General features: G+C 68.0%; 16 protein-coding genes. 9 read left to right on the top strand and 7 right to left on the bottom strand.

Translation table 11 applies throughout. From position 1 onward, the window contains the following. Positions 1-5: 5 nt before the first annotated feature. Both GV792_RS08885 and GV792_RS08880 read right to left on the bottom strand, forming a co-directional pair. A complete protein-coding gene (locus GV792_RS08885) occupies positions 6-797 on the bottom strand; it encodes a thioesterase family protein (protein WP_163823542.1) in 792 nt (263 codons plus the stop codon). A gap of 77 nt (positions 798-874) precedes the next feature. After that, entirely contained in the window at positions 875-1,633 is a 759-nt protein-coding gene (locus GV792_RS08880) for an HAD-IIA family hydrolase (RefSeq protein ID WP_175584159.1), read from the bottom strand. A gap of 161 nt (positions 1,634-1,794) precedes the next feature. On the opposite strand from GV792_RS08880, the gene fgd reads away from it, so the two are divergent. Further along, entirely contained in the window at positions 1,795-2,805 is a 1,011-nt protein-coding gene (gene fgd, locus GV792_RS08875; protein ID WP_163823540.1) for a glucose-6-phosphate dehydrogenase (coenzyme-F420), read from the top strand. 127 nt (positions 2,806-2,932) lie between these two features. Here fgd and GV792_RS08870 read toward each other — a convergent pair whose 3' ends face one another. Then, on the bottom strand, positions 2,933-3,439 hold the full coding sequence (locus tag GV792_RS08870; protein WP_163823539.1) for a nitroreductase family deazaflavin-dependent oxidoreductase: 507 nt from the start codon (positions 3,437-3,439) through the stop codon (positions 2,933-2,935). A 93-nt stretch (positions 3,440-3,532) separates the two neighbouring features. Between GV792_RS08870 and pta the strand changes: the two genes are divergently transcribed. Then, positions 3,533-5,605, top strand: coding sequence for a phosphate acetyltransferase (gene pta / locus GV792_RS08865; protein WP_163823538.1), 2,073 nt, complete (start codon positions 3,533-3,535; stop codon positions 5,603-5,605). A gap of 103 nt (positions 5,606-5,708) precedes the next feature. Further along, the gene (locus tag GV792_RS08860; protein WP_163823537.1) at positions 5,709-6,914 is read left to right on the top strand and encodes an acetate kinase; all 1,206 of its coding nucleotides are present in this window, start codon (positions 5,709-5,711) and stop codon (positions 6,912-6,914) included. Between the two features lie 87 nt (positions 6,915-7,001). On the opposite strand, the gene GV792_RS08855 is transcribed toward GV792_RS08860, so the two are convergent. From GV792_RS08855 to GV792_RS08845, 3 genes are read right to left on the bottom strand one after another with little or no spacing between them, the layout of a single operon-like run. Beyond that, complete coding sequence (locus tag GV792_RS08855) at positions 7,002-9,320, bottom strand: serine/threonine-protein kinase PknG (protein WP_256668671.1); 2,319 nt, start codon at positions 9,318-9,320, stop codon at positions 7,002-7,004. Between the two features lie 3 nt (positions 9,321-9,323). After that, positions 9,324-10,292: a glutamate ABC transporter substrate-binding protein gene (locus tag GV792_RS08850; protein WP_163823536.1), complete on the bottom strand. Its 969-nt coding sequence runs from the start codon at positions 10,290-10,292 to the stop codon at positions 9,324-9,326. Next, a complete protein-coding gene (locus GV792_RS08845) occupies positions 10,289-11,644 on the bottom strand; it encodes a hypothetical protein (RefSeq protein ID WP_163823535.1) in 1,356 nt (451 codons plus the stop codon). The genes GV792_RS08850 and GV792_RS08845 overlap by 4 nt, the downstream gene beginning before the upstream one ends. 258 nt (positions 11,645-11,902) lie before the next feature. On the opposite strand from GV792_RS08845, the gene GV792_RS08840 reads away from it, so the two are divergent. Further along, the gene (locus GV792_RS08840) at positions 11,903-12,592 is read left to right on the top strand and encodes an NUDIX hydrolase (RefSeq protein ID WP_163823534.1); all 690 of its coding nucleotides are present in this window, start codon (positions 11,903-11,905) and stop codon (positions 12,590-12,592) included. Between the two features lie 12 nt (positions 12,593-12,604). On the opposite strand, the gene thiE is transcribed toward GV792_RS08840, so the two are convergent. After that, on the bottom strand, positions 12,605-13,303 hold the full coding sequence (gene thiE / locus GV792_RS08835; protein WP_163823533.1) for a thiamine phosphate synthase: 699 nt from the start codon (positions 13,301-13,303) through the stop codon (positions 12,605-12,607). 52 nt (positions 13,304-13,355) lie between these two features. On the opposite strand from thiE, the gene thiO reads away from it, so the two are divergent. The 5 genes from thiO to GV792_RS08810 all read left to right on the top strand — a co-directional run bounded on the left by thiO (position 13,356) and on the right by GV792_RS08810 (position 17,248). Then, positions 13,356-14,450 carry a glycine oxidase ThiO gene (thiO, locus tag GV792_RS08830; RefSeq protein WP_163823532.1) on the top strand — a complete coding sequence of 365 codons (1,095 nt, stop codon included), beginning with the start codon at positions 13,356-13,358 and terminating at the stop codon, positions 14,448-14,450. Beyond that, a complete protein-coding gene (gene thiS, locus GV792_RS08825; protein WP_163823531.1) occupies positions 14,447-14,665 on the top strand; it encodes a sulfur carrier protein ThiS in 219 nt (72 codons plus the stop codon). Before thiO ends, thiS begins: the two co-directional genes overlap by 4 nt. After that, entirely contained in the window at positions 14,658-15,431 is a 774-nt protein-coding gene (locus GV792_RS08820; protein WP_163823530.1) for a thiazole synthase, read from the top strand. Before thiS ends, GV792_RS08820 begins: the two co-directional genes overlap by 8 nt. Before the next feature lie 105 nt (positions 15,432-15,536). After that, the gene (locus tag GV792_RS08815) at positions 15,537-16,490 is read left to right on the top strand and encodes an ABC transporter ATP-binding protein (protein ID WP_163823529.1); all 954 of its coding nucleotides are present in this window, start codon (positions 15,537-15,539) and stop codon (positions 16,488-16,490) included. After that, entirely contained in the window at positions 16,490-17,248 is a 759-nt protein-coding gene (locus GV792_RS08810; RefSeq protein ID WP_163823617.1) for an ABC transporter permease, read from the top strand. Before GV792_RS08815 ends, GV792_RS08810 begins: the two co-directional genes overlap by 1 nt. Positions 17,249-17,561 lie beyond the last annotated feature (313 nt).

Raw genomic sequence — 17,561 nt, 5'->3', positions numbered from 1 at the left:
CGAGGTCAGCGGCGGGCCGGCACCGTGAAATCTATCTGCCGGTGGGCGTTGGACAAGGCAGTGACAACGCAGGTACCGACCGCACCGGTGCGGTCGTAGAGGGTGGCGGTGCCGATCGAGATGCCTGCGTTGGCGATGGTGTTGTCGGCGCGCATGCCGATTTCGTGCCCGATCGGCAGACGCGACAGGGTGAGGGTCATATCGGTGTTGATGTAGCCGGCGCCGTGTGAACCCCAGTGGCACACATGGTTGGTGGTGTCGCCGAGGAAGGCCGCACGCTGGAAGGGGGAGATGGGTTCGCCGGCGACGAGCGGCGGCAGGCTGTGCCAGGAGGTCTTACGATCGGCGTTCTGGTTCGCCGCCACGTCATGGGACCAGTCGCGGTCACCGCTGGTGAACAGCCCGGGCGCACCGTCTGGGGACAGGATCTGCTCGGGTACCGGCAGGTCGAGGGCCGCGCTCCACACCTGGCCGGGCGGTTCGGAGCCGGTGGTCAGGAACACCGCGGTTCCGCGTGTGCGAACCTCGCCCTCCTGAACGATGGTGGCGTCGGCGACGGTGATCCGCTTGCCCTCGCGGACGATCTCGCTGCGCACCTCGATGGGTGCGTTCAGCACGGGACGGAACAGATCGGCAGTCATCCGCACCGGAACGAACCCCGCCGGGCAATGCGTCTCCAATTGCCGGGCCAGCAGGCCGCAGACCCCGGTACCGCCCAGCTGCGTCGGCGCCCACCGGCTCACCGCATGCTTCTCCGGGACGAGTAGATCCCCGTCTTTGGTGAAGAAACTGACCATCGCCGTCGGCACCCTTCGCGCGTTCTTCCGGATAGGCGAAACGTAACACGTTCTATTTTCAGGTGACGCGCGCCGGTTCAGTCCGCGAACGGGGTCTCGGTGCGGCCGATGAGATCGGCCACCGAATCCACGACGAGGGTGGGGCGGTAGGGGAATTGCTCGACGGAGGCGCGGGTGGAGATGCCCGTCGTCACCAGCACCGTCCGCATGCCCGCTTCCATCCCCGAGATGACATCGGTGTCCATGCGGTCGCCGATCATCACGCTGGTCTGTGAATGCGCGCCGATACGGCGCAGCGCCGACCGCATCATCAGCGGGTTGGGTTTGCCCACGTAGTACGGTTCGCGGCCGGTCGCACGGGTGATCAGCGCGGCGACCGAACCCGTCGCCGGCAACACGCCGTCGCGAGACGGGCCGGTGGCGTCCGGATTGGTGGCGATGAACCGGGCACCACGCTCTACCAGGCGGATCGCGGTGGTGATCGCCTCGAACGAATAGGTGCGGGTCTCACCGAGCACCACATAGTCCGGATCGCTGTCGGTGAGCACGTAGCCGATCTCGTGCAACGCGGTGGTCAGACCGGATTCGCCGACCACATACGCGGTGCCCTGCGGCCGTTGATCGTCGAGGAAGGTGGCGGTGGCCAGCGCGGAGGTCCAGATCGCCGTCTCTGGAATGTCGAGACCGCTGTGGCGCAGGCGGGCCTGGAGATCGCGCGGGGTGCGGATGGAGTTGTTGGTGAGGACCAGGAACGGGATCTCCTTGTCCCGCAGCTCGGCGAGGAACTCGTCGGCGCCGGGGACCAGGTGGTCCTCGTGCACGAGCACACCGTCCATATCGGTGAGGTAGGAAAGGATCCGATCGTCTGCGGAGGTCACCGGCCAATTGTCCGCTATCGCCGCCCTGTGGGGCGCTCTGGGCGACACACCACGCCGGTGACTATGGTCGAAGCGACGGGTGTGCGGTGACCCCGCACAAAGCGACAGGAGTGGCGCAGGTGGCGGATCTCAAACTCGGGTACAAGGCGTCGGCGGAACAGTTCGGACCTCGTGAGCTGGTCGAGCTGGCCGTGCTGGCCGAGGAACACGGCCTCGACAGCGCGACGGTTAGCGATCATTTCCAGCCGTGGCGGCACAAAGGTGGGCACGCGCCGTTCTCGCTGGCCTGGATGGCCGCGGCCGGTGAGCGCACCGAGCGCATCCTGCTCGGCACGTCCGTGCTCACACCGACCTACCGCTACAACCCCGCGGTGATCGCGCAGGCGTTCGCCACCATGGGCTGTCTGTACCCGGACCGGGTGATGCTCGGTGTCGGCACCGGCGAGGCGCTCAACGAGATCGCCACCGGCTACACCGGCGAATGGCCGGAATTCAAGGAGCGTTTCGCGCGGCTGCGGGAGTCGGTCGAGCTCATGCGGGCGCTGTGGACCGGCGAGCGGACCGATTTCGACGGGCAGTACTACCGCACGGTCGGCGCGTCGATCTACGACGTGCCCAAGGGCGGTATCCCCGTCTACATCGCGGCCGGTGGTCCGCTGGTCGCCCGGTACGCGGGTCGCGCAGGTGACGGTTTCATCTGCACCTCCGGCAAGGGCATGGACCTCTACACCGAGAAGCTGATGCCCGCGGTCGCCGAGGGTGCGGCCAAGGTGGGTCGCGAGGTCTCCGATCTCGATCGGATGATCGAGATCAAGATCTCCTACGACACCGATCCGGAACTGGCGCTGGAGAACACCCGTTTCTGGGCGCCGCTGTCGCTGACCGCCGAGCAGAAGCACTCCATCACCGACCCGATCGAGATGGAGGCCGCCGCCGACGCGCTGCCGATCGAGCAGATCGCCAAGCGCTGGATCGTCGCCAGCGATCCCGACGACGCCGTCGCCCAGATCACGCCGTACCTGGACGCCGGGCTCAACCACCTGGTCTTCCACGCTCCCGGCCACGACCAGCGTCGTTTCCTGGATCTGTTCCAGCGCGATCTGGCGCCGCGGCTGCGGGCACTGGGCTGACCACGGGCCGAACTGTGCGTTGCGGGTCGGTGTGCCGAGTGCTGACCCGCACGGCGCCCAGTGGTGTGCTCGACTCGCGAACCGGCTCGGGCCGCTCATATGACGACTCGAGCCGGTCCGCCGCTGTTCAGGACCGGGTCAGCGCGAAGATACGCAGGTCGCGGGTGGTGCGCTCCCGGTAGGCGCCGTAGGCGGGGGTGACCTCGATGAACCGCTCGTAGACGGCGTCTTTGGCGTTGTCCGGAACCGGCGTCGCGGTGACAGGGATGGTCTCGCCCGCGATGACGACGGTCGCCTCCGGATTCGCCAGCAGGTTCCCGGTCCACGCCGGATGGTGCGCCTGCCCGAAGTTGCTGCCGACCACATACAGGGTCTCGCCGTCGTGCACGTACAGCAGCGGCTGGGTGCGCGGCTGACCCGATGTGCGTCCCGTGGTCGTCAGCAGGATGACCGGTGCTCCGATCGGGCCGAGCAGGGTGCGCTTGCCGTTGGTGCGGCGCAATATGGCCCGGTCGGCGGGGGTGAGGGTGCGGATCAACCAGGAACCGGGCTTGCTCGCGGCAATCGGATGCGCGAGGCGCGAGAGCAGGTTGTCGCGGGAACCCCATTGCGTATTCGGAAACGGCTCGGCCATTCCGGGGACTATATCGGCGGGTGTTGTACACGGCACAATCTCACGCTTGCCGTCGCCAGGTCCGATTGCCGCCAGTTCACTAAGCTCTGGCGTATGGCCGACTCAGCACCGTCCACCGTCTACATCGCCTCACCGGAAGGTGACACCGGCAAGAGCACGGTGGCGCTCGGCGTATTGCAGATGCTGTGCGCGACCACCGCGCGGGTCGGGGTGTTCCGGCCGATCACCCGGTCGACCGATGAACCCGACTACATCCTCGAGCTGCTGCTCGAGCACAGCACCGCCGATATCGATTACGCGCAGGCCATCGGCGTCACCTACGAACAGGTGCACGCTGATCCGAACGCCGCGATCAGCGAGATCGTGATGCGGTTTCACGAGGTCGCCAAGGTATGCGATGCGGTGGTGGTGATCGGTAGCGATTACACAGACGTGGCCAGCCCAAGCGAACTGCGCTACAACGCCAGGATCGCGGTGAATCTGGGCGCGCCGGTGCTCCTGGTCGTTCGCGGGTCCGATCGCAGCCCCGACGAGGTGAAGCAGTTGGCGGAACTGTGTTCGTCGGAGTTGTCCGCCGAGCACGCCCAGCTGGTCGCCATCATCGCCAACCGCTGCGATCCGGATCAGCTCGATGCGGTGTGTGCCGCGCTGTCCGGTTTCGATGTCCCGTCGTGGACTCTGCCGGAGGTGCCGCTGCTGATCGCGCCGACCATGGCCGAACTGTGCGCCGCCATCGATGGCGAGATGTACAGCGGCGATCCGGAGCTGCTCAACCGCGAGGCGATGAAGATCATGGTCGGCGGTATGACGGCCGAGCACATTCTGGAGCGGTTGGAAGACGGCGAGGTGGTCATCGCGCCGGGTGATCGCTCGGACGTCCTGCTCAGCGTGGTGAATGCGCATGAGGCGGAGGGGTTTCCGTCGCTTGCGGGCATCATCATGAACGGTGGGCTGCTACCGCATCCCTCGATCGCCCGGCTGATGACCGGCCTGAAGCCGAAGCTGCCGATCCTCACCACCTCGCTGGGTACCTACGACACCGCCGGCGCCGCCTATCGCACTCGCGGTCGCATGTCGGCGGGCAATCCGCGCAAGGTCGACACCGCGCTCGCACTGATGGAACAGCACGTCGACGCCGGCGAGTTCCTGCGCAGGCTCGAGGTTCCGCGCTCCACTGTGGTGACACCGCAGATGTTCGAATACCAGCTCATCGAACGGGCACGGGCCGACCGCAAACGCATCGTGCTGCCCGAAGGCGACGACGACCGCATCCTCCGCGCCGCCGGGCGGGTGCTGCAACGCAAGATCGCCGATCTGATCATCCTCGGTGACGAGGTCGCCATCCGCGCCCGCGCCGCCGAACTCGGGGTCGATATCGCCGACGCCGAGGTCCTCGACCCGCGCACCTCCGACCACCTGGCGGATTTCGCCCGCGAGTACACCGAGCTGCGCAAGCACAAGGGGATGACGGTGGAGCGGGCCCGCGAAACCGTCTCCGACATCTCCTATTTCGGCACCATGATGGTGCACAAGGGCATTGCCGACGGCATGGTGTCCGGCGCGGCGCACACGACCGCACACACCATCCGGCCCTCGTTCGAGATCATCAAGACCGTGCCGGGTGTCTCGACGGTGTCGAGTGTGTTCCTGATGTGTCTGGCCGATCGGGTGCTCGCCTACGGCGACTGCGCGGTGGTACCGGACCCGAGTTCGGAGCAGCTCGCCGATATCGCGACGTCCTCGGCCGCGACCGCCGCACGTTTCGGCATCGATCCGCGAGTGGCCATGCTGTCGTACTCGACGGGTGAATCCGGCAGCGGTGCGGATGTGGACAAGGTGCGGGTCGCCACCAAGCTCGTTCGCGAACGCGCGCCCGAGCTGCTGGTAGAGGGCCCGATCCAATACGACGCCGCGATCGAACCGACTGTGGCCGACGCCAAGCTGCCCGACTCCGAAGTCGCGGGCCGGGCAACGGTGTTCATCTTCCCGGACCTCAACACCGGCAACAACACCTATAAGGCGGTGCAGCGCAGCGCCGGTGCGATCGCCATCGGCCCGGTGCTACAGGGCCTGCGCAAGCCCGTCAACGACCTGTCCAGGGGTGCGCTGGTCGCCGATATCGTCAACACCGTCGCCATCACCGCGATCCAGGCGCAGGGCGAATGACCCTGGCTGTCGTGCTGGTCACAGGGGTGGAACAAGCGGGTTTGGTGCCGGGTTACTGCGGATGTGCCGACTCGATATGCGCGTCGGTATCGGAGGAGGTGTGATGGGGAACGAGCGTGTGCTGGTTATCAACTCCGGCTCGTCGTCGATCAAATATCAGCTGCTGGATCCGGATTCCGGTGTCATCACCGCCTCCGGCCTGGTCGAGCGGATCGGTGAGGACGACGGCCGGATCGAGCACACCGTGGACGGGCAGACCGTCGAGCATCGCGGCCCGATCGCCGACCACACCGCCGGGTTGCGATTGGCGTTCCGGATGTTCGCCGACTCCGGCCATGATCTGACCGATGAGGCGATGACCGCGGTCGGGCATCGCGTCGTGCACGGCGGCGAAGTGTTCTACCGGCCGACCCTGCTCGACGATCACGCCATCGCCACGATCTCCGAACTGTCGGCGCTGGCTCCGCTGCACAATCCGGCCAATGTCATGGGTATCGAAGCGGTCCGGGAACTGCTGCCCGGCACTCCGCAGGTCGCGGTCTTCGACACCGCGTTCTTCCACGATCTCCCCGATGCCGCGAGAACCTACGCGATCGATGCGAAAGTGGCGGCAGCTCACGGTATTCGCCGATATGGCTTCCACGGCACATCACACGAGTACGTGTCCGGTCAGGCGGCGAAGCTGCTCGGTCGCGCACCGGACGAGGTATCGCAGATCGTGTTCCATCTCGGCAACGGCGCATCGGCCTCGGCCATTCGCGACGGTGCGCCGGTGGACACCACCATGGGGCTGACCCCGCTGGAAGGCCTGGTCATGGGGACCCGCACCGGCGACCTGGACCCTGGTATCATCCTGCATCTGATGCGTTCGGCGAATATGGACATCGACCGGATCGACCAACTGCTCAACCGCAATTCGGGCCTCAAGGGATTGTCCGGTGTCAATGACTTCCGCGAACTGCGGCGGCTCATCGATGGTGGTGATCGCGCCGCACAGCTGGCCTACGACGTCTACATCCATCGCCTGCGTCGCTACCTTGGCGCGTATCTGATCGAGCTCGGCGGGGTGGATGCCATCACCTTCACCGCGGGCGTGGGGGAGAACAGCCCCGACGTGCGCGCCGATGCATTGGCCGATCTGGAGAAGTTCGGAATCGCCGTCGATCCGGAGCGCAACAATGCGAAAGATCGTTCTGCGCGGTTCATTTCGCGACCGGATGCCGAGGTCGCGGTGCTCGTTGTGCCGACCAACGAGGAGCTCGCGATCGCGAGGGCAGCGCAACAGGTTGTCGCCGGGCTGCCCGGCTGAACGACGGGGCCCTGCACGAGGTACGCGAAGCGCCGCGGCCCGGAGCGACGCGCGATTCGGAGGCGTAAGGACCGGAGGGTGGTTCGCTCAGAACCAGGTTTTGGCCCGGATGGCATTGGCGAGATCGACCAATGCGTATCGGTGTGCGCGATTGGGGGCGATTCGGGCCAATGTACGCAGCCCCGCTTCGGTGCCGTCGCGCAGATCGCGCTCGGTGAACGGCTCGCCGAACAGGGTGGCATCCGGACGCTTTGGGGTGTGGCCCGCTTGTAACCAGGCCAGGGCGGCGCCGAGCACCATCAACCGCAGTTGCACCGCGCGATGCTCCGCGGCGGGCAGGGCCTGTACCCGTGCCGCCGCGAAATGCAGGGTTGTCTCGTCGAGCTCGTCAGGCTCGGCGGAGGCGAGCAGGAGCAAGACGGCGGTCATCCGAGCTGTGGTGAAGTAGCGGGAGGTGGGCGGGACCTCGTCGAGTGCGTATACCGCGTCGTTGACTCGACCCGCGGTGGTGAGCTGTCTGGACAGACCGAAGGCCGCGCTCACCACACCGTGGTCGGTGCGCCAGACGGTGGCGTAGAACCGCTGCGCGTAGGCGCGCCACTGCTCCGGATCGGCCGAGTCCCACTGTTGCAATACGAGTTCCGCGGTAGCCGCGAGCGCCAGTTTGGGGGCGATCTCGCCGGGCAGCACGTTCAGCACGGAGTCGAAACGGGCGAACGCCTTCTCGAAATCGAGTTCGACCAGCTCGGCGAGACCGGTGTACCAGTCGACGCGCCAGTCCCGCGCCGTGACCGGAATGCCGTCGAGTACGTGGGTCGCCGCCGCGGGTTCGCCGCGATCCAGACGGATGCGTGACTCGGCCAGCCGCAACTCCACGTCCAGGTTCGGTGGTGCGTTGTCCGGATCGGCTGCCGCGCGTTCCCTCGCGTCGTCCAAGGCTTCCAGTGCGTGGTCGGGATCCGGATGCACCGCGGCGGTCAGCAGCGGAGCGGACGGATCGGCCGGATCGACGATCGGCACCGGCAATGCCAGCGCCACATCCCGGGCGGGCAACTTGGCGCTGCGGGCGACGCCGTCGGTGTAAGCATCGGTCTGCCCCAGCAGCTCCTCGGTACCGAACCCGGCCCGCTGTGGACTGAACACTGTGGACAGTTGTGGATGTTCGGCGCCGGTCTCCATCGCGAGGATCTCCCGCAGCACACCGGCCAACTGGGCGGACATGGCGCGCGCGGAGGGAAAGCGGCGTGCGGGATCCGGATCGGTCGCGCACAGCAGCAGCCGGTAGAAGAACTCGTGCACGGCCAGCACCGGATGCGCGGCGGGGTCGGGGATACCGTCGAGATAGCGGCCGTGCTCCATCGGCATATCGACGGTGAGTACAGCAAGCGTCCGGCCGACGGTGTAGACGTCGGAGGCGACGGTAGGTCCGGTCTTGGCGATCTCGGGTGCCTGGAAACCCCTGGTGCCGTACAGGTTTCCGTATGCCTCGATGGCGGCGACTGCGCCGAGGTCGATGAGTTTGACCTGATCCTCGGTCACCATGATGTTGTCGGGCTTGAGATCGTTGTAGGTGAGCCCGATCGAATGCAGATGGTCCAGCGCGGGCAGCACCTCGAGCACATAGGCGATGGCCTCGGCGACCGGCATCCTTTCCGGGCGCGGATGGCTGTCGAGGATGTCGCGCAAGGATCGGCCGCCGACATACTCCATGACGATGTAGCCGACCGGCGTGCCATCCGAGCCGGTGTGCTCGACGAAGTTGTGGATCTTGACGATGCTCGGATGCGCGACCTCGGCGAGAAACTGCCGCTCCGCCACCGCGACCGCCTGCGCCTCCGCATCCCGCGCGTGCAGCAGGCCCTTGAGCACCACCCACCGGTCGCTCACATTGCGGTCGATCGCCAGATAGATCCAGCCGAGCCCGCCGTGTGCGAGGCAGCCTTGAATCTCGTATTGGCCCGACACCATGTCACCGGGATGTAGCGACGGCCGGAAATCGAACGGCGCACCGCAGTTGTCGCAGGAGCCTTCCGTTGTCCCCGGATGCGTCGGCGTCGACCGCCCCACCGGGGAACTGCACCGCCAGCAGAACCGCTTACCCTCCGCGACAATCGGATCCGCGAGCACCGCATCACGCGGATCGGCGGGGTCCACCGTGGGAATCTCCACCAGCCCGGCCCCCAGCTTGCGCACCGCGGGGCGAGACAGCGCCGTGCGCACACTTCGACCCGAGGTGCGCATGGTGGCGGCGGAATCGCGCCCGGTCGCGCTGGAGCGGCCGGGGGTCACCTGGGTGCCGTGTACAGCCTGCGTACCCGGCACCGCCTGGGTACCCGGCACTGCCTGCGTACCCGGCACATCGTCGGATGCCGCGGGCTCATCTGGGCTGCCGCCGGTTTCGCGCATGGATCAGTCCCGGTAGACCGGCTCGGGCGGACGGGGGGCGTCGCCGAGCACCGACAACCAGCGGTCGTAGATACGGGTCCAGGTGCCGTCGGTGCGGATACGCGCCAGGGTGCCGTTGACGAAGCGCACCAGATCGTCATTGCCCTTGGAGATGCCGATTGCGTACGGCTCATCGCTGATACTGGGGCCGACCAGATGGGTGTAGGGGTCCTGGGCGGCGAGGCCCGCCAGGATCGCGTCATCGGTGCTGACCGCGTCGACTTGACGTTGTTGCAGCACCACAAGACAGTCTGCCCAGGTGGGCACGGTCAGAATCGTGGCCGCGGGTTCATAGCGGCGGATGTGGTCCACCGAGGTCGTCCCGGCCACGACGCAGACACGCTTACCGGCCAGATCCGCGAGGCTCTGAATACCGGACCCCTTGACGGCGAGCACTCGCTGATGCGCCATCAGGTAGACGGTGGAGAACGAAACCCGTTCCCGCCGGGCACACGTGACGGTCATGGTTTTGACCACCAGATCGACGGAATGGTCCTGGAGGGCTTTCTCCCGATCAGCGGAGGACAAGCTCCGGTATTCGATCAGATCCGGGCTGCCGAGCAGATCGCGGGCGACCTCCCTGGCGATATCGGCATCGAATCCGACGATCGCCCCACTGATCGGATCGCGGAAGCTGAACAGGTTACTGCCCGCGTCCAAGCCGACCACCAGACGTCCGCGGGCGCGGATGGCATCGAGAGCCGGTCCGTTGGCGGCATTGTCGGGGCGAAGGCTTGCGGTGGGGTCACCGCAATCCGGTTCGGATTTCGGCGAAAGTCTCGCGTCGGTCTCGATCGTTTTCGCCTGCGCGGGCAGCGGAGGTGCGGTGAAATCGACACCGTCGATGGCGGTGCGTGATGTCGGCTCGGTCGCGCACCCGCCGCCGATCATTGCGACCGCGGCCAGCACGAGCGCGGTGCGTACGATTCTCATCGATACTCCCGTAGTCGGGGCCAGACACCGAGGACGACGCATGCCGCGGCCAGGATGCCGAGGATCAGCGCGCCGGGTGCCAGGAAGTCCAATACTCGCGCGCTCTGAGAGATGTCGTCGCGCAGGTTGTTTCGGGTGTCCGCGATCCCGGAGGCCAATGCCTTGTCGAGGGCGTCGACCTGCGCGGCGGAATCGGCGGCGCCGGGCCCGGTCGCCACGGCTGCCGCCGCGACGAAATCGCCGCGGTCGAGTGCCTCGTTCATCCGCAGGTGCGCGGCATGCCAACGATCGAGTGCCGCACGGGCATCCGCGACGCCGGGGGCGTCATCGGCGAGCAATTCGGTGAGCCTGGTCCGGTTGGCGTCGTAGGTGAGGTCATAGTCGCCGGTGGCGTCGCGGCGCACCAGCTTCAGAGTTTCCGCGGAACGGGACTGCTGGGCGAGGATGCGGCTCTCGGTCAAACGGTCGGCGGGCAACGCGGCGTCGTCGCGGCCGCGGATCATCGACGTCGCCGAGATGGATCCGGCGACCACCGTCCACACCAGCAGCAGGAGCACCCCACCAGCGGCGAGGAGTAGTCCGGGGTTGAAGGTGCGATGCCAGCGGCGAGCGAAATCTACTTGGGCCCAGACCAATCCGGCCAACGCGAGGATCAGCAACGCGATCGCCGCCCACGGCGGCCGCACGTGATGGCGCTGCGCCACGTCGACCGCGTCGGAACGGTGCTGCTGAAGTTCACCCGCCATCGGCAACAGTTTCGTCTGCATCTCATTCGACGCTTCGCTCAGGTAGGCGGCGCCGACGGGGTAACCGCTGCGGTTGTTGGCCCGCGCGGTCTCGATCAGCCCGGTGTAGACCGGTAGGCCGGTCGCTATCTCGGTGCGGATCCTCTGGTCAGGGCCCTCGCCGGATAGGGCGGCTAGCTCGGCCGCCGACTCACCGACCGCCTGGCTGTAGCGGTCGCGAACATGCTGTGGCTCCAGACCACCGGAGATGAACGCGGTCGCAGCCGCGGCGTCGGCGACCGAGAGCGAGGTGTAGATCCGGTGTGCGGAATGGGCGTCGGGTTCGGTTTCCGCGAGCAGGATGTCGAGGCCGTTCTGCCGCTCGTTGACCGTCGCCGCCGTCACCGCGCCCGCGGCCAGGCAGACCACGGCCAGTAATAGTCCGACGCCGATCAGCCGGCCCGGCGTTGACCGGGCAAAGGACCGTAGATTGGCCGGATCGAGCTGCTTACGCATCGCCCGCACATGCGGACGCATCGGGAGCCGTCGCCCGCTCCCGTTCGGCGGCTCGGCATCGGTCGCCGGCTCCAGTACCGCCGCCGCCCGATCCGCTGCCAACCGCGTCATGTCCACCTCCCCGCTCAGGGGCGCCTATTTGCGCTGATTCGGAGCCTATTCTGTCTGGCCCCATACCGTGCGCCGACAACTCATCCGTCCGAACGAGTGCGACCGGCCACGGTAACCGGCCAAGGTTAGTGCCCGCGGTCGGTGTGTGGGGCGTGTCGCCGATACCGGCCGCGTCCGCCTGGCGTCGCACCGACACGGCCCGCTAGCGGCGCCGGGTGGGGCAGTATGGAAGTGGCCAGGTGACGAGGATGGTGCGAAATGCGTGGTGACGGCGACGGCTGGTCGCGTGGACCGGATGGGGTCCGCCACTGGGGAAAGTTCGGGGCGGCCGGCCTGCTGCTGCGGGCGCCGCTGGCGGGCGGAGGTTCGGCGGTGTTGTTGCAGCATCGCGCCCCGTGGAGTCATCAGGGCGGCACCTGGGCGCTGCCGGGCGGTGCCCGCGACAGCCATGAGACACCGATGCACGCCGCGGTCCGCGAGGCGTGGGAAGAGGCCGGGATCGCCTCGACCGATGTCCGGGTGCGCGCCGAACGGGTGACGGCGTGCGCGCCGAGCGGCTGGACCTATACGACCGTCGTCGCCGATGCCGCGCACACCCTGTCGACCAGCGCCAACCGGGAGAGCGTCGAACTGGCCTGGGTGCCAGAGGACGAGGTGGACGCTCGCCCGCTGCATCCCGGCTTCGCTCTCGCCTGGCCCGAACTGCGCGCCGTCCCGGCACGGGTGGACCTGGCCGGTATCGCCAAGGCGCCCGCGTTGGCGGCCGCCCTTCCCCGCACCGTCGACCTCGCGGAACAGGGGTTCATCTGGTTGCACGCGGTCGCGGACGGGCCGGGGGATTTCGCCACGATCGTCGAGGGGCTCGCGGACCTGGCCGACGAGGATGTCGCGGATCGGGCCGAGGCAAATCCCACCTTGGCGCTGACCACCGGCCAGATCTTGTCCTGAGCGCTCGGCCGCTCAGAAATTGGCGAGCAGCGCTGCCTTCAACTCCCGCGCCGCCGCCTCCGGGTCTCGCGCTTCGGTGATCGCCCGAACCACCACGACCCGGTCGGCGCCCGCCTCGAGCACCTCCGGCAGCTTCTCCGCATCGACCCCGCCGATGGCGAACCACGGACGGGTCGGATGCGCGTCGGCGGTGGAACGGACCAGGTCGATCCCGGCGGCCGAGCGGCCGGGCTTGGTCGGAGTCGCCCACACCGGCCCGGTGCAGAAGTAGTCGATGTGCTCGTCGATGGCAGCGAGGCCCGCCTGGGCGCGATTGTGGGTGGAGCGGCCGATCACCACGTCGGGGCCGAGGATGCGGCGGGCGTACCAGGGCGGCAGATCGCCCTGGCCCAAGTGGAGGACGTCGGCGCCCGCCGCGAGTGCCAGATCGGCCCGGTCGTTCACCGCGATCAGGGCGCCATGCCTGCGGGCGGCGGCTTTCAGTTCGGCGAGTGCGCCGAGTTCGGCCTTCGCCTCCAGCGGGCCGAACTTCTGCTCGCCCGGCGACCCCTTGTCGCGTAGCTGGATGATGTCGACTCCGCCCGCGAGTGCGGCCTCGGCGAACTTGGCCAGATCGCCCTTTTCCCGGCGGGCGTCGGTGCACAGATACAACCGCGCGGTGGCCAGGCGCTCCCGTGGCGGCAGCGGTCGGTTCGGGTGGGAGGGTTGCACGCCTTCGACCGTAGCCGCGCTACCGTGGTGATGCGAATACGAGGAGGAACGGATGCGGACTCTGGCCGTCGTCGGTGGCGGCGCCATCGGGCTCGCCGCGGCCTGGCGGGCCGCGGAGGCAGGGTGGACGGTCACGCTGTTCGATCCGTCGGTCGGTTCCGGCGCCTCGTGGGTTGCCGGTGGGATGCTGGCCCCGCTCTCGGAAGGCTGGCCCGGTGAGGACGCCGTGCTCGCCTTCGGTGCCGCGGCTTTGGCGCACTGGTCCGAGTTCGCCGCCCGCCTCCGCGCCGCAACCGGTGTCGATGTCTATGTGGCCGAGCAGACCCTGACCGTCGCGCTCGACGCCGCCGATGCCGCCGATCTGCGCACCATTGCCGATTGGGTGGGCGGCCACGGCCACGACCTGCGCATTCTCGATCGTTCCGGGGTGCGTGAGCTCGAACCAGGACTGGCCCGCACCGTGCGCGCGGGCATGCTGGCCACCGCCGAGCCCGCGATCGACAACCGGCTGCTCGTCACCGCGCTGCGCCACGCCGCCGAGGCGGCCGGGGTCCAGATGCGCGCCGAAGCCGTCGACGATCTCGACGCCCTGCCGCACGATCAGATCGTGCTCGCCGCAGGCGCGTCGTCGTCGACGCTGTCGCCCGGGTTGCCGGTGCGTCCGGTCAAGGGCGAGATCCTGCGGCTGCGGCACCGGCCGGGTGCGCAGCCGGTGCCGACCCGGGTGATCCGGGCGCGGGTGCACGGCAGGCCGGTGTACCTGGTGCCGCGCGGCGACGGAATCGTGGTCGGCGCAACACAATACGAGGCGGGCTTCGATGTGACGGTCACCGTGGGAGGGGTGCGTGACCTGATCGCCGACGCCGAGGCCATCCTGCCGGGTATCGGGGAATACGAACTGGCCGAGGCGAATGCGGGGTCGCGACCAGGAACGCCGGACAACCTGCCGCTCATCGGCAGGCTCACCGACCGGATCATCGCCGCCACCGGACACGGCCGCAACGGCATGCTCACCACCGCCATCACCGCGGATGCGGTGTCGGCCGAGCTGGCGGGTGCCCCGCTGCCCGAGGTGGCATCGGCGAATCCGCAACGCTTCTCGGCGCCGTCCGCGCCGGCTGTTTCATCCGCAGGAGGAGTTCGATGACCGCGATATCTGTGCCCATCGGCGTCACCGTGAACGGCCAGGACCACGAGTTCGCCGAGCCGCTCACGGTGCGCGAGCTGCTCACCCGGCTGGAGTTGCCGTGTCAGGGCGTGGCGTTGGCCGTCGACGGCGCGGTGTTCCCGAAGTCGCGCTGGGATGAGCCGGTCGGCCGCGGCTGGCAGATCGACGTGCTGACGGCGGTCCAGGGTGGCTGACACAGCGGCCCTCGACACCCCGCTAGAGATCGCGGGCAGGCAGTTCGGTTCCCGGCTGATCATGGGCACCGGCGGTGCCGAGAGCCTGGCCGTGCTGGAGGAGGCTCTCGTCGCTTCCGGCACCGAGCTGACCACGGTCGCCATGCGCCGGGTCGATGCAGCGGGCGGCACCGGTGTGCTCGACCTGCTGAAACGTCTCGATATCGCCCCGCTGCCGAACACCGCGGGTTGCCGCACCGCCGCCGAGGCCGTGCTGACCGCGCAACTGGCCCGCGAGGCACTGGACACCAACTGGGTCAAACTCGAGGTCGTCGCCGACGAGCGCACCCTGCTGCCCGATCCGATCGAACTGCTCGACGCCGCGGAAAAGCTGGTCGACGCCGGTTTCGTGGTGCTGCCCTACACCAATGACGACCCGGTGCTGGCCCGCAGGCTCGAAGCGGCGGGCTGCGCCGCGGTGATGCCGCTCGGCGCCCCGATCGGCACCGGCCTCGGCATCGGCAATCCGCACAATATCGAGATGATCGTTGCCGAGGCCGGTGTCCCGGTGATCCTGGACGCCGGGATCGGCACCGCGAGCGACGCCGCACTTGCCATGGAACTCGGCTGCTCGGCGGTATTGCTCGCGACCGCGGTGACTCGCGCCAGGCAGCCCGCGCTCATGGCATCGGCCATGGCCGATGCCGTCCGCGCCGGTCGCCTGGCCCGCGAGGCAGGCCGCATCCCCAAGCGATTCTGGGCCCAAGCCTCCTCGCCGTCGCTCTAGGGGACGGCAGGGGGACACCCCCGGAGGCGGGGTCATCCTCGAGGATGACCGACGACAAGCCTTTATACCGACGCGCGCGGGCCGAATCTGCGCAATGCTGTAGGCATGATCGAACTGAAGGGCCTGACCAAGCACTACGGGCAGACCGTCGCGGTTCAGGATCTGACCTTCACTGTTCGCCCCGGACAGGTGACGGGCTTCCTCGGACCGAACGGCGCGGGCAAGTCGACCACGATGCGCATGATTCTCGGGCTGGACCGGCCGACCGCCGGAACCGCCCTGATCAACGGCAGGCCGTATCACGACCTGGACCAGCCGCTGCGCGAGGTTGGCGCCCTGCTCGACGCCAAATGGGTGCATCCCAACCGCTCCGCGCGCGCCCATCTGCAATGGATGGCAGCCTCCAACGGCATCCCGAAATCGCGGGTCGAGGAGGTGCTGCGGCTGGTCGGTCTGTCCGAGGTCGCCGGTAAGAACGCGGGCGGTTTCTCGCTCGGTATGTCGCAGCGGCTCGGCCTCGCGGGCGCGCTGCTCGGCGACCCCGCGGTACTGCTGTTCGACGAGCCGGTCAACGGCCTCGACCCGGAGGGCATCCTGTGGATCCGCCGGTTCATGCAGCGCCTTGCCGCCGAGGGACGCACGGTCCTGGTATCGAGCCATCTGCTGTCGGAGATGGCGCAGACCGCCGAACACCTGGTGGTCATCGGCCGCGGCAAATTGATCTCGGATTCGACGACACAGGAATTCATCGACCGTGCCTCGGAGTCGTCGGTGCGGGTGCGTAGCCCGCAGCTGGACCAGCTGCGCAGCATTCTCACCTCCAATGGCATGACCGTCCGTGAGGACGGCTCCGGCCAGGAGGGTCCCGCGCTCATGATCGCGGGCGTCACCAGTGACGCGGTCGGCAAGCTGGCAGGCGCGAACGACATCACGCTGTTCGAACTCGCACCGCAGCGGGCCTCGCTGGAGGAAGCGTTCATGCGGATGACCGGCGGCGCGGTGCAGTATCACGGTGAGGGCGTGCCCATGAACGACCAGGTGATGGGAGGTGCGCTGTGATCGGCGTGCTCGAAGCGGAACGGATCAAACTGACCTCGACCAGGTCGCCGTGGTGGTGCTCGGTGATCGTCGTCGTGCTCGGCCTCGGCCTGGCGGCGCTGTTCGCGCTGGTGGTGCGGACGGCGGGTTCGGATTCGGGTGATGTGCCCTCGCTCGACATCGGCACCGTGACCGCGGGCGTCTCCGGCTTCGGCGTGATGGTGCTGATGATCATGGCGGCGCTGACAGTGACCAGCGAGTACCGCTTCGGCGTCATCCGCACGACATTTCAGGCGGTTCCGCATCGCAACCTGGTGATCCTCACCAAGACCGCGCTCGTCGGGTTCTACGGCGCCGTGTTGACCACAGTGCTCGCATTCGGCGCCTTCCTGGTAGGCAAGCTGGTCGGTGGCTCCGAGGCGGCTGCCACCCTGGTGCTGGAAGGCCACTGGCGCACGATCTACGGCCTGCCCATCTACACCTTCCTGTGTGTGGCGCTGGCGATCGCGGTCGGTGTGCTGGTGCGCCAGTCGGCGGCGGCGATCTCGCTGATCGTGCTGTGGTCGCTGCTCATCGAGCCGCTGCTCGGCGCGTTCGGCAGCTTCGGTCGCAATGTGACCCCGTTCCTGCCCTTCGCGAACGCCAACCGCTTCCTCGCGGTGGAGGAGCAGGTGGGCAACTGGCACTGGGGTGTGTGGGGCAGCCTGCTCTACTTCATCGCCTTCGTCGCGATCGTGTTCGGTGCCGCGTTGTTCGCGGTGAACCAGCGCGACGCCTAGCTCGAATCACTGGCTACCCGAGTAGCCCTCCCTCGCCACTCGGGTTGTGGGGTAACCGGACCTTGTCGGGAGGTCCGCGCCCCTCGCGCACCGTCCGCCACTGCCCGGCGGACGGTGCGGTTCTTTTTCCGGTCCGGTGCGAACCTCGCACCGGACCGGAGGCCGTTCATGGCCTCCACCACGTCCAGTCGGCTGGGATACCCTCGGGGCGTGAGCAAAACACCTTCCGGCGGTGCGGTGTCCGGACCGGAACCGGAAGCTGATGACGTCGATCCCGGCGTGATCATTCCCCCGGCGGAAGCCGGCTCCTCCC

This window comes from Nocardia cyriacigeorgica (genome assembly GCF_010868145.1).
Classification (GTDB): Bacteria; Actinomycetota; Actinomycetes; order Mycobacteriales; family Mycobacteriaceae; genus Nocardia; species Nocardia cyriacigeorgica_D.
Note: the sequence above shows the minus strand (reverse complement) of the source record. Positions and strands in the feature narration are given on the sequence as shown.

What these genes read in the sequence shown, in the direction of transcription:
- pta (WP_163823538.1), top strand. Translation starts at nt 3,533, where the DNA reads ATGGCCGACTCAGCACCGTCCACCGTCTACATCGCCTCACCGGAAGGT.
- GV792_RS08815 (WP_163823529.1), top strand. Translation starts at nt 15,537, where the DNA reads ATGATCGAACTGAAGGGCCTGACCAAGCACTACGGGCAGACCGTCGCG.
- GV792_RS08855 (WP_256668671.1), bottom strand. Translation starts at nt 9,320, where the DNA reads ATGCGCGAAACCGGCGGCAGCCCAGATGAGCCCGCGGCATCCGACGAT.
- GV792_RS08885 (WP_163823542.1), bottom strand. Translation starts at nt 797, where the DNA reads ATGGTCAGTTTCTTCACCAAAGACGGGGATCTACTCGTCCCGGAGAAG.
- GV792_RS08860 (WP_163823537.1), top strand. Translation starts at nt 5,709, where the DNA reads ATGGGGAACGAGCGTGTGCTGGTTATCAACTCCGGCTCGTCGTCGATC.
- GV792_RS08845 (WP_163823535.1), bottom strand. Translation starts at nt 11,644, where the DNA reads ATGACGCGGTTGGCAGCGGATCGGGCGGCGGCGGTACTGGAGCCGGCG.
- GV792_RS08840 (WP_163823534.1), top strand. Translation starts at nt 11,903, where the DNA reads ATGCGTGGTGACGGCGACGGCTGGTCGCGTGGACCGGATGGGGTCCGC.
- thiO (WP_163823532.1), top strand. Translation starts at nt 13,356, where the DNA reads ATGCGGACTCTGGCCGTCGTCGGTGGCGGCGCCATCGGGCTCGCCGCG.
- GV792_RS08850 (WP_163823536.1), bottom strand. Translation starts at nt 10,292, where the DNA reads ATGAGAATCGTACGCACCGCGCTCGTGCTGGCCGCGGTCGCAATGATC.
- GV792_RS08870 (WP_163823539.1), bottom strand. Translation starts at nt 3,439, where the DNA reads ATGGCCGAGCCGTTTCCGAATACGCAATGGGGTTCCCGCGACAACCTG.
- GV792_RS08880 (WP_175584159.1), bottom strand. Translation starts at nt 1,633, where the DNA reads ATGGACGGTGTGCTCGTGCACGAGGACCACCTGGTCCCCGGCGCCGAC.
- thiS (WP_163823531.1), top strand. Translation starts at nt 14,447, where the DNA reads ATGACCGCGATATCTGTGCCCATCGGCGTCACCGTGAACGGCCAGGAC.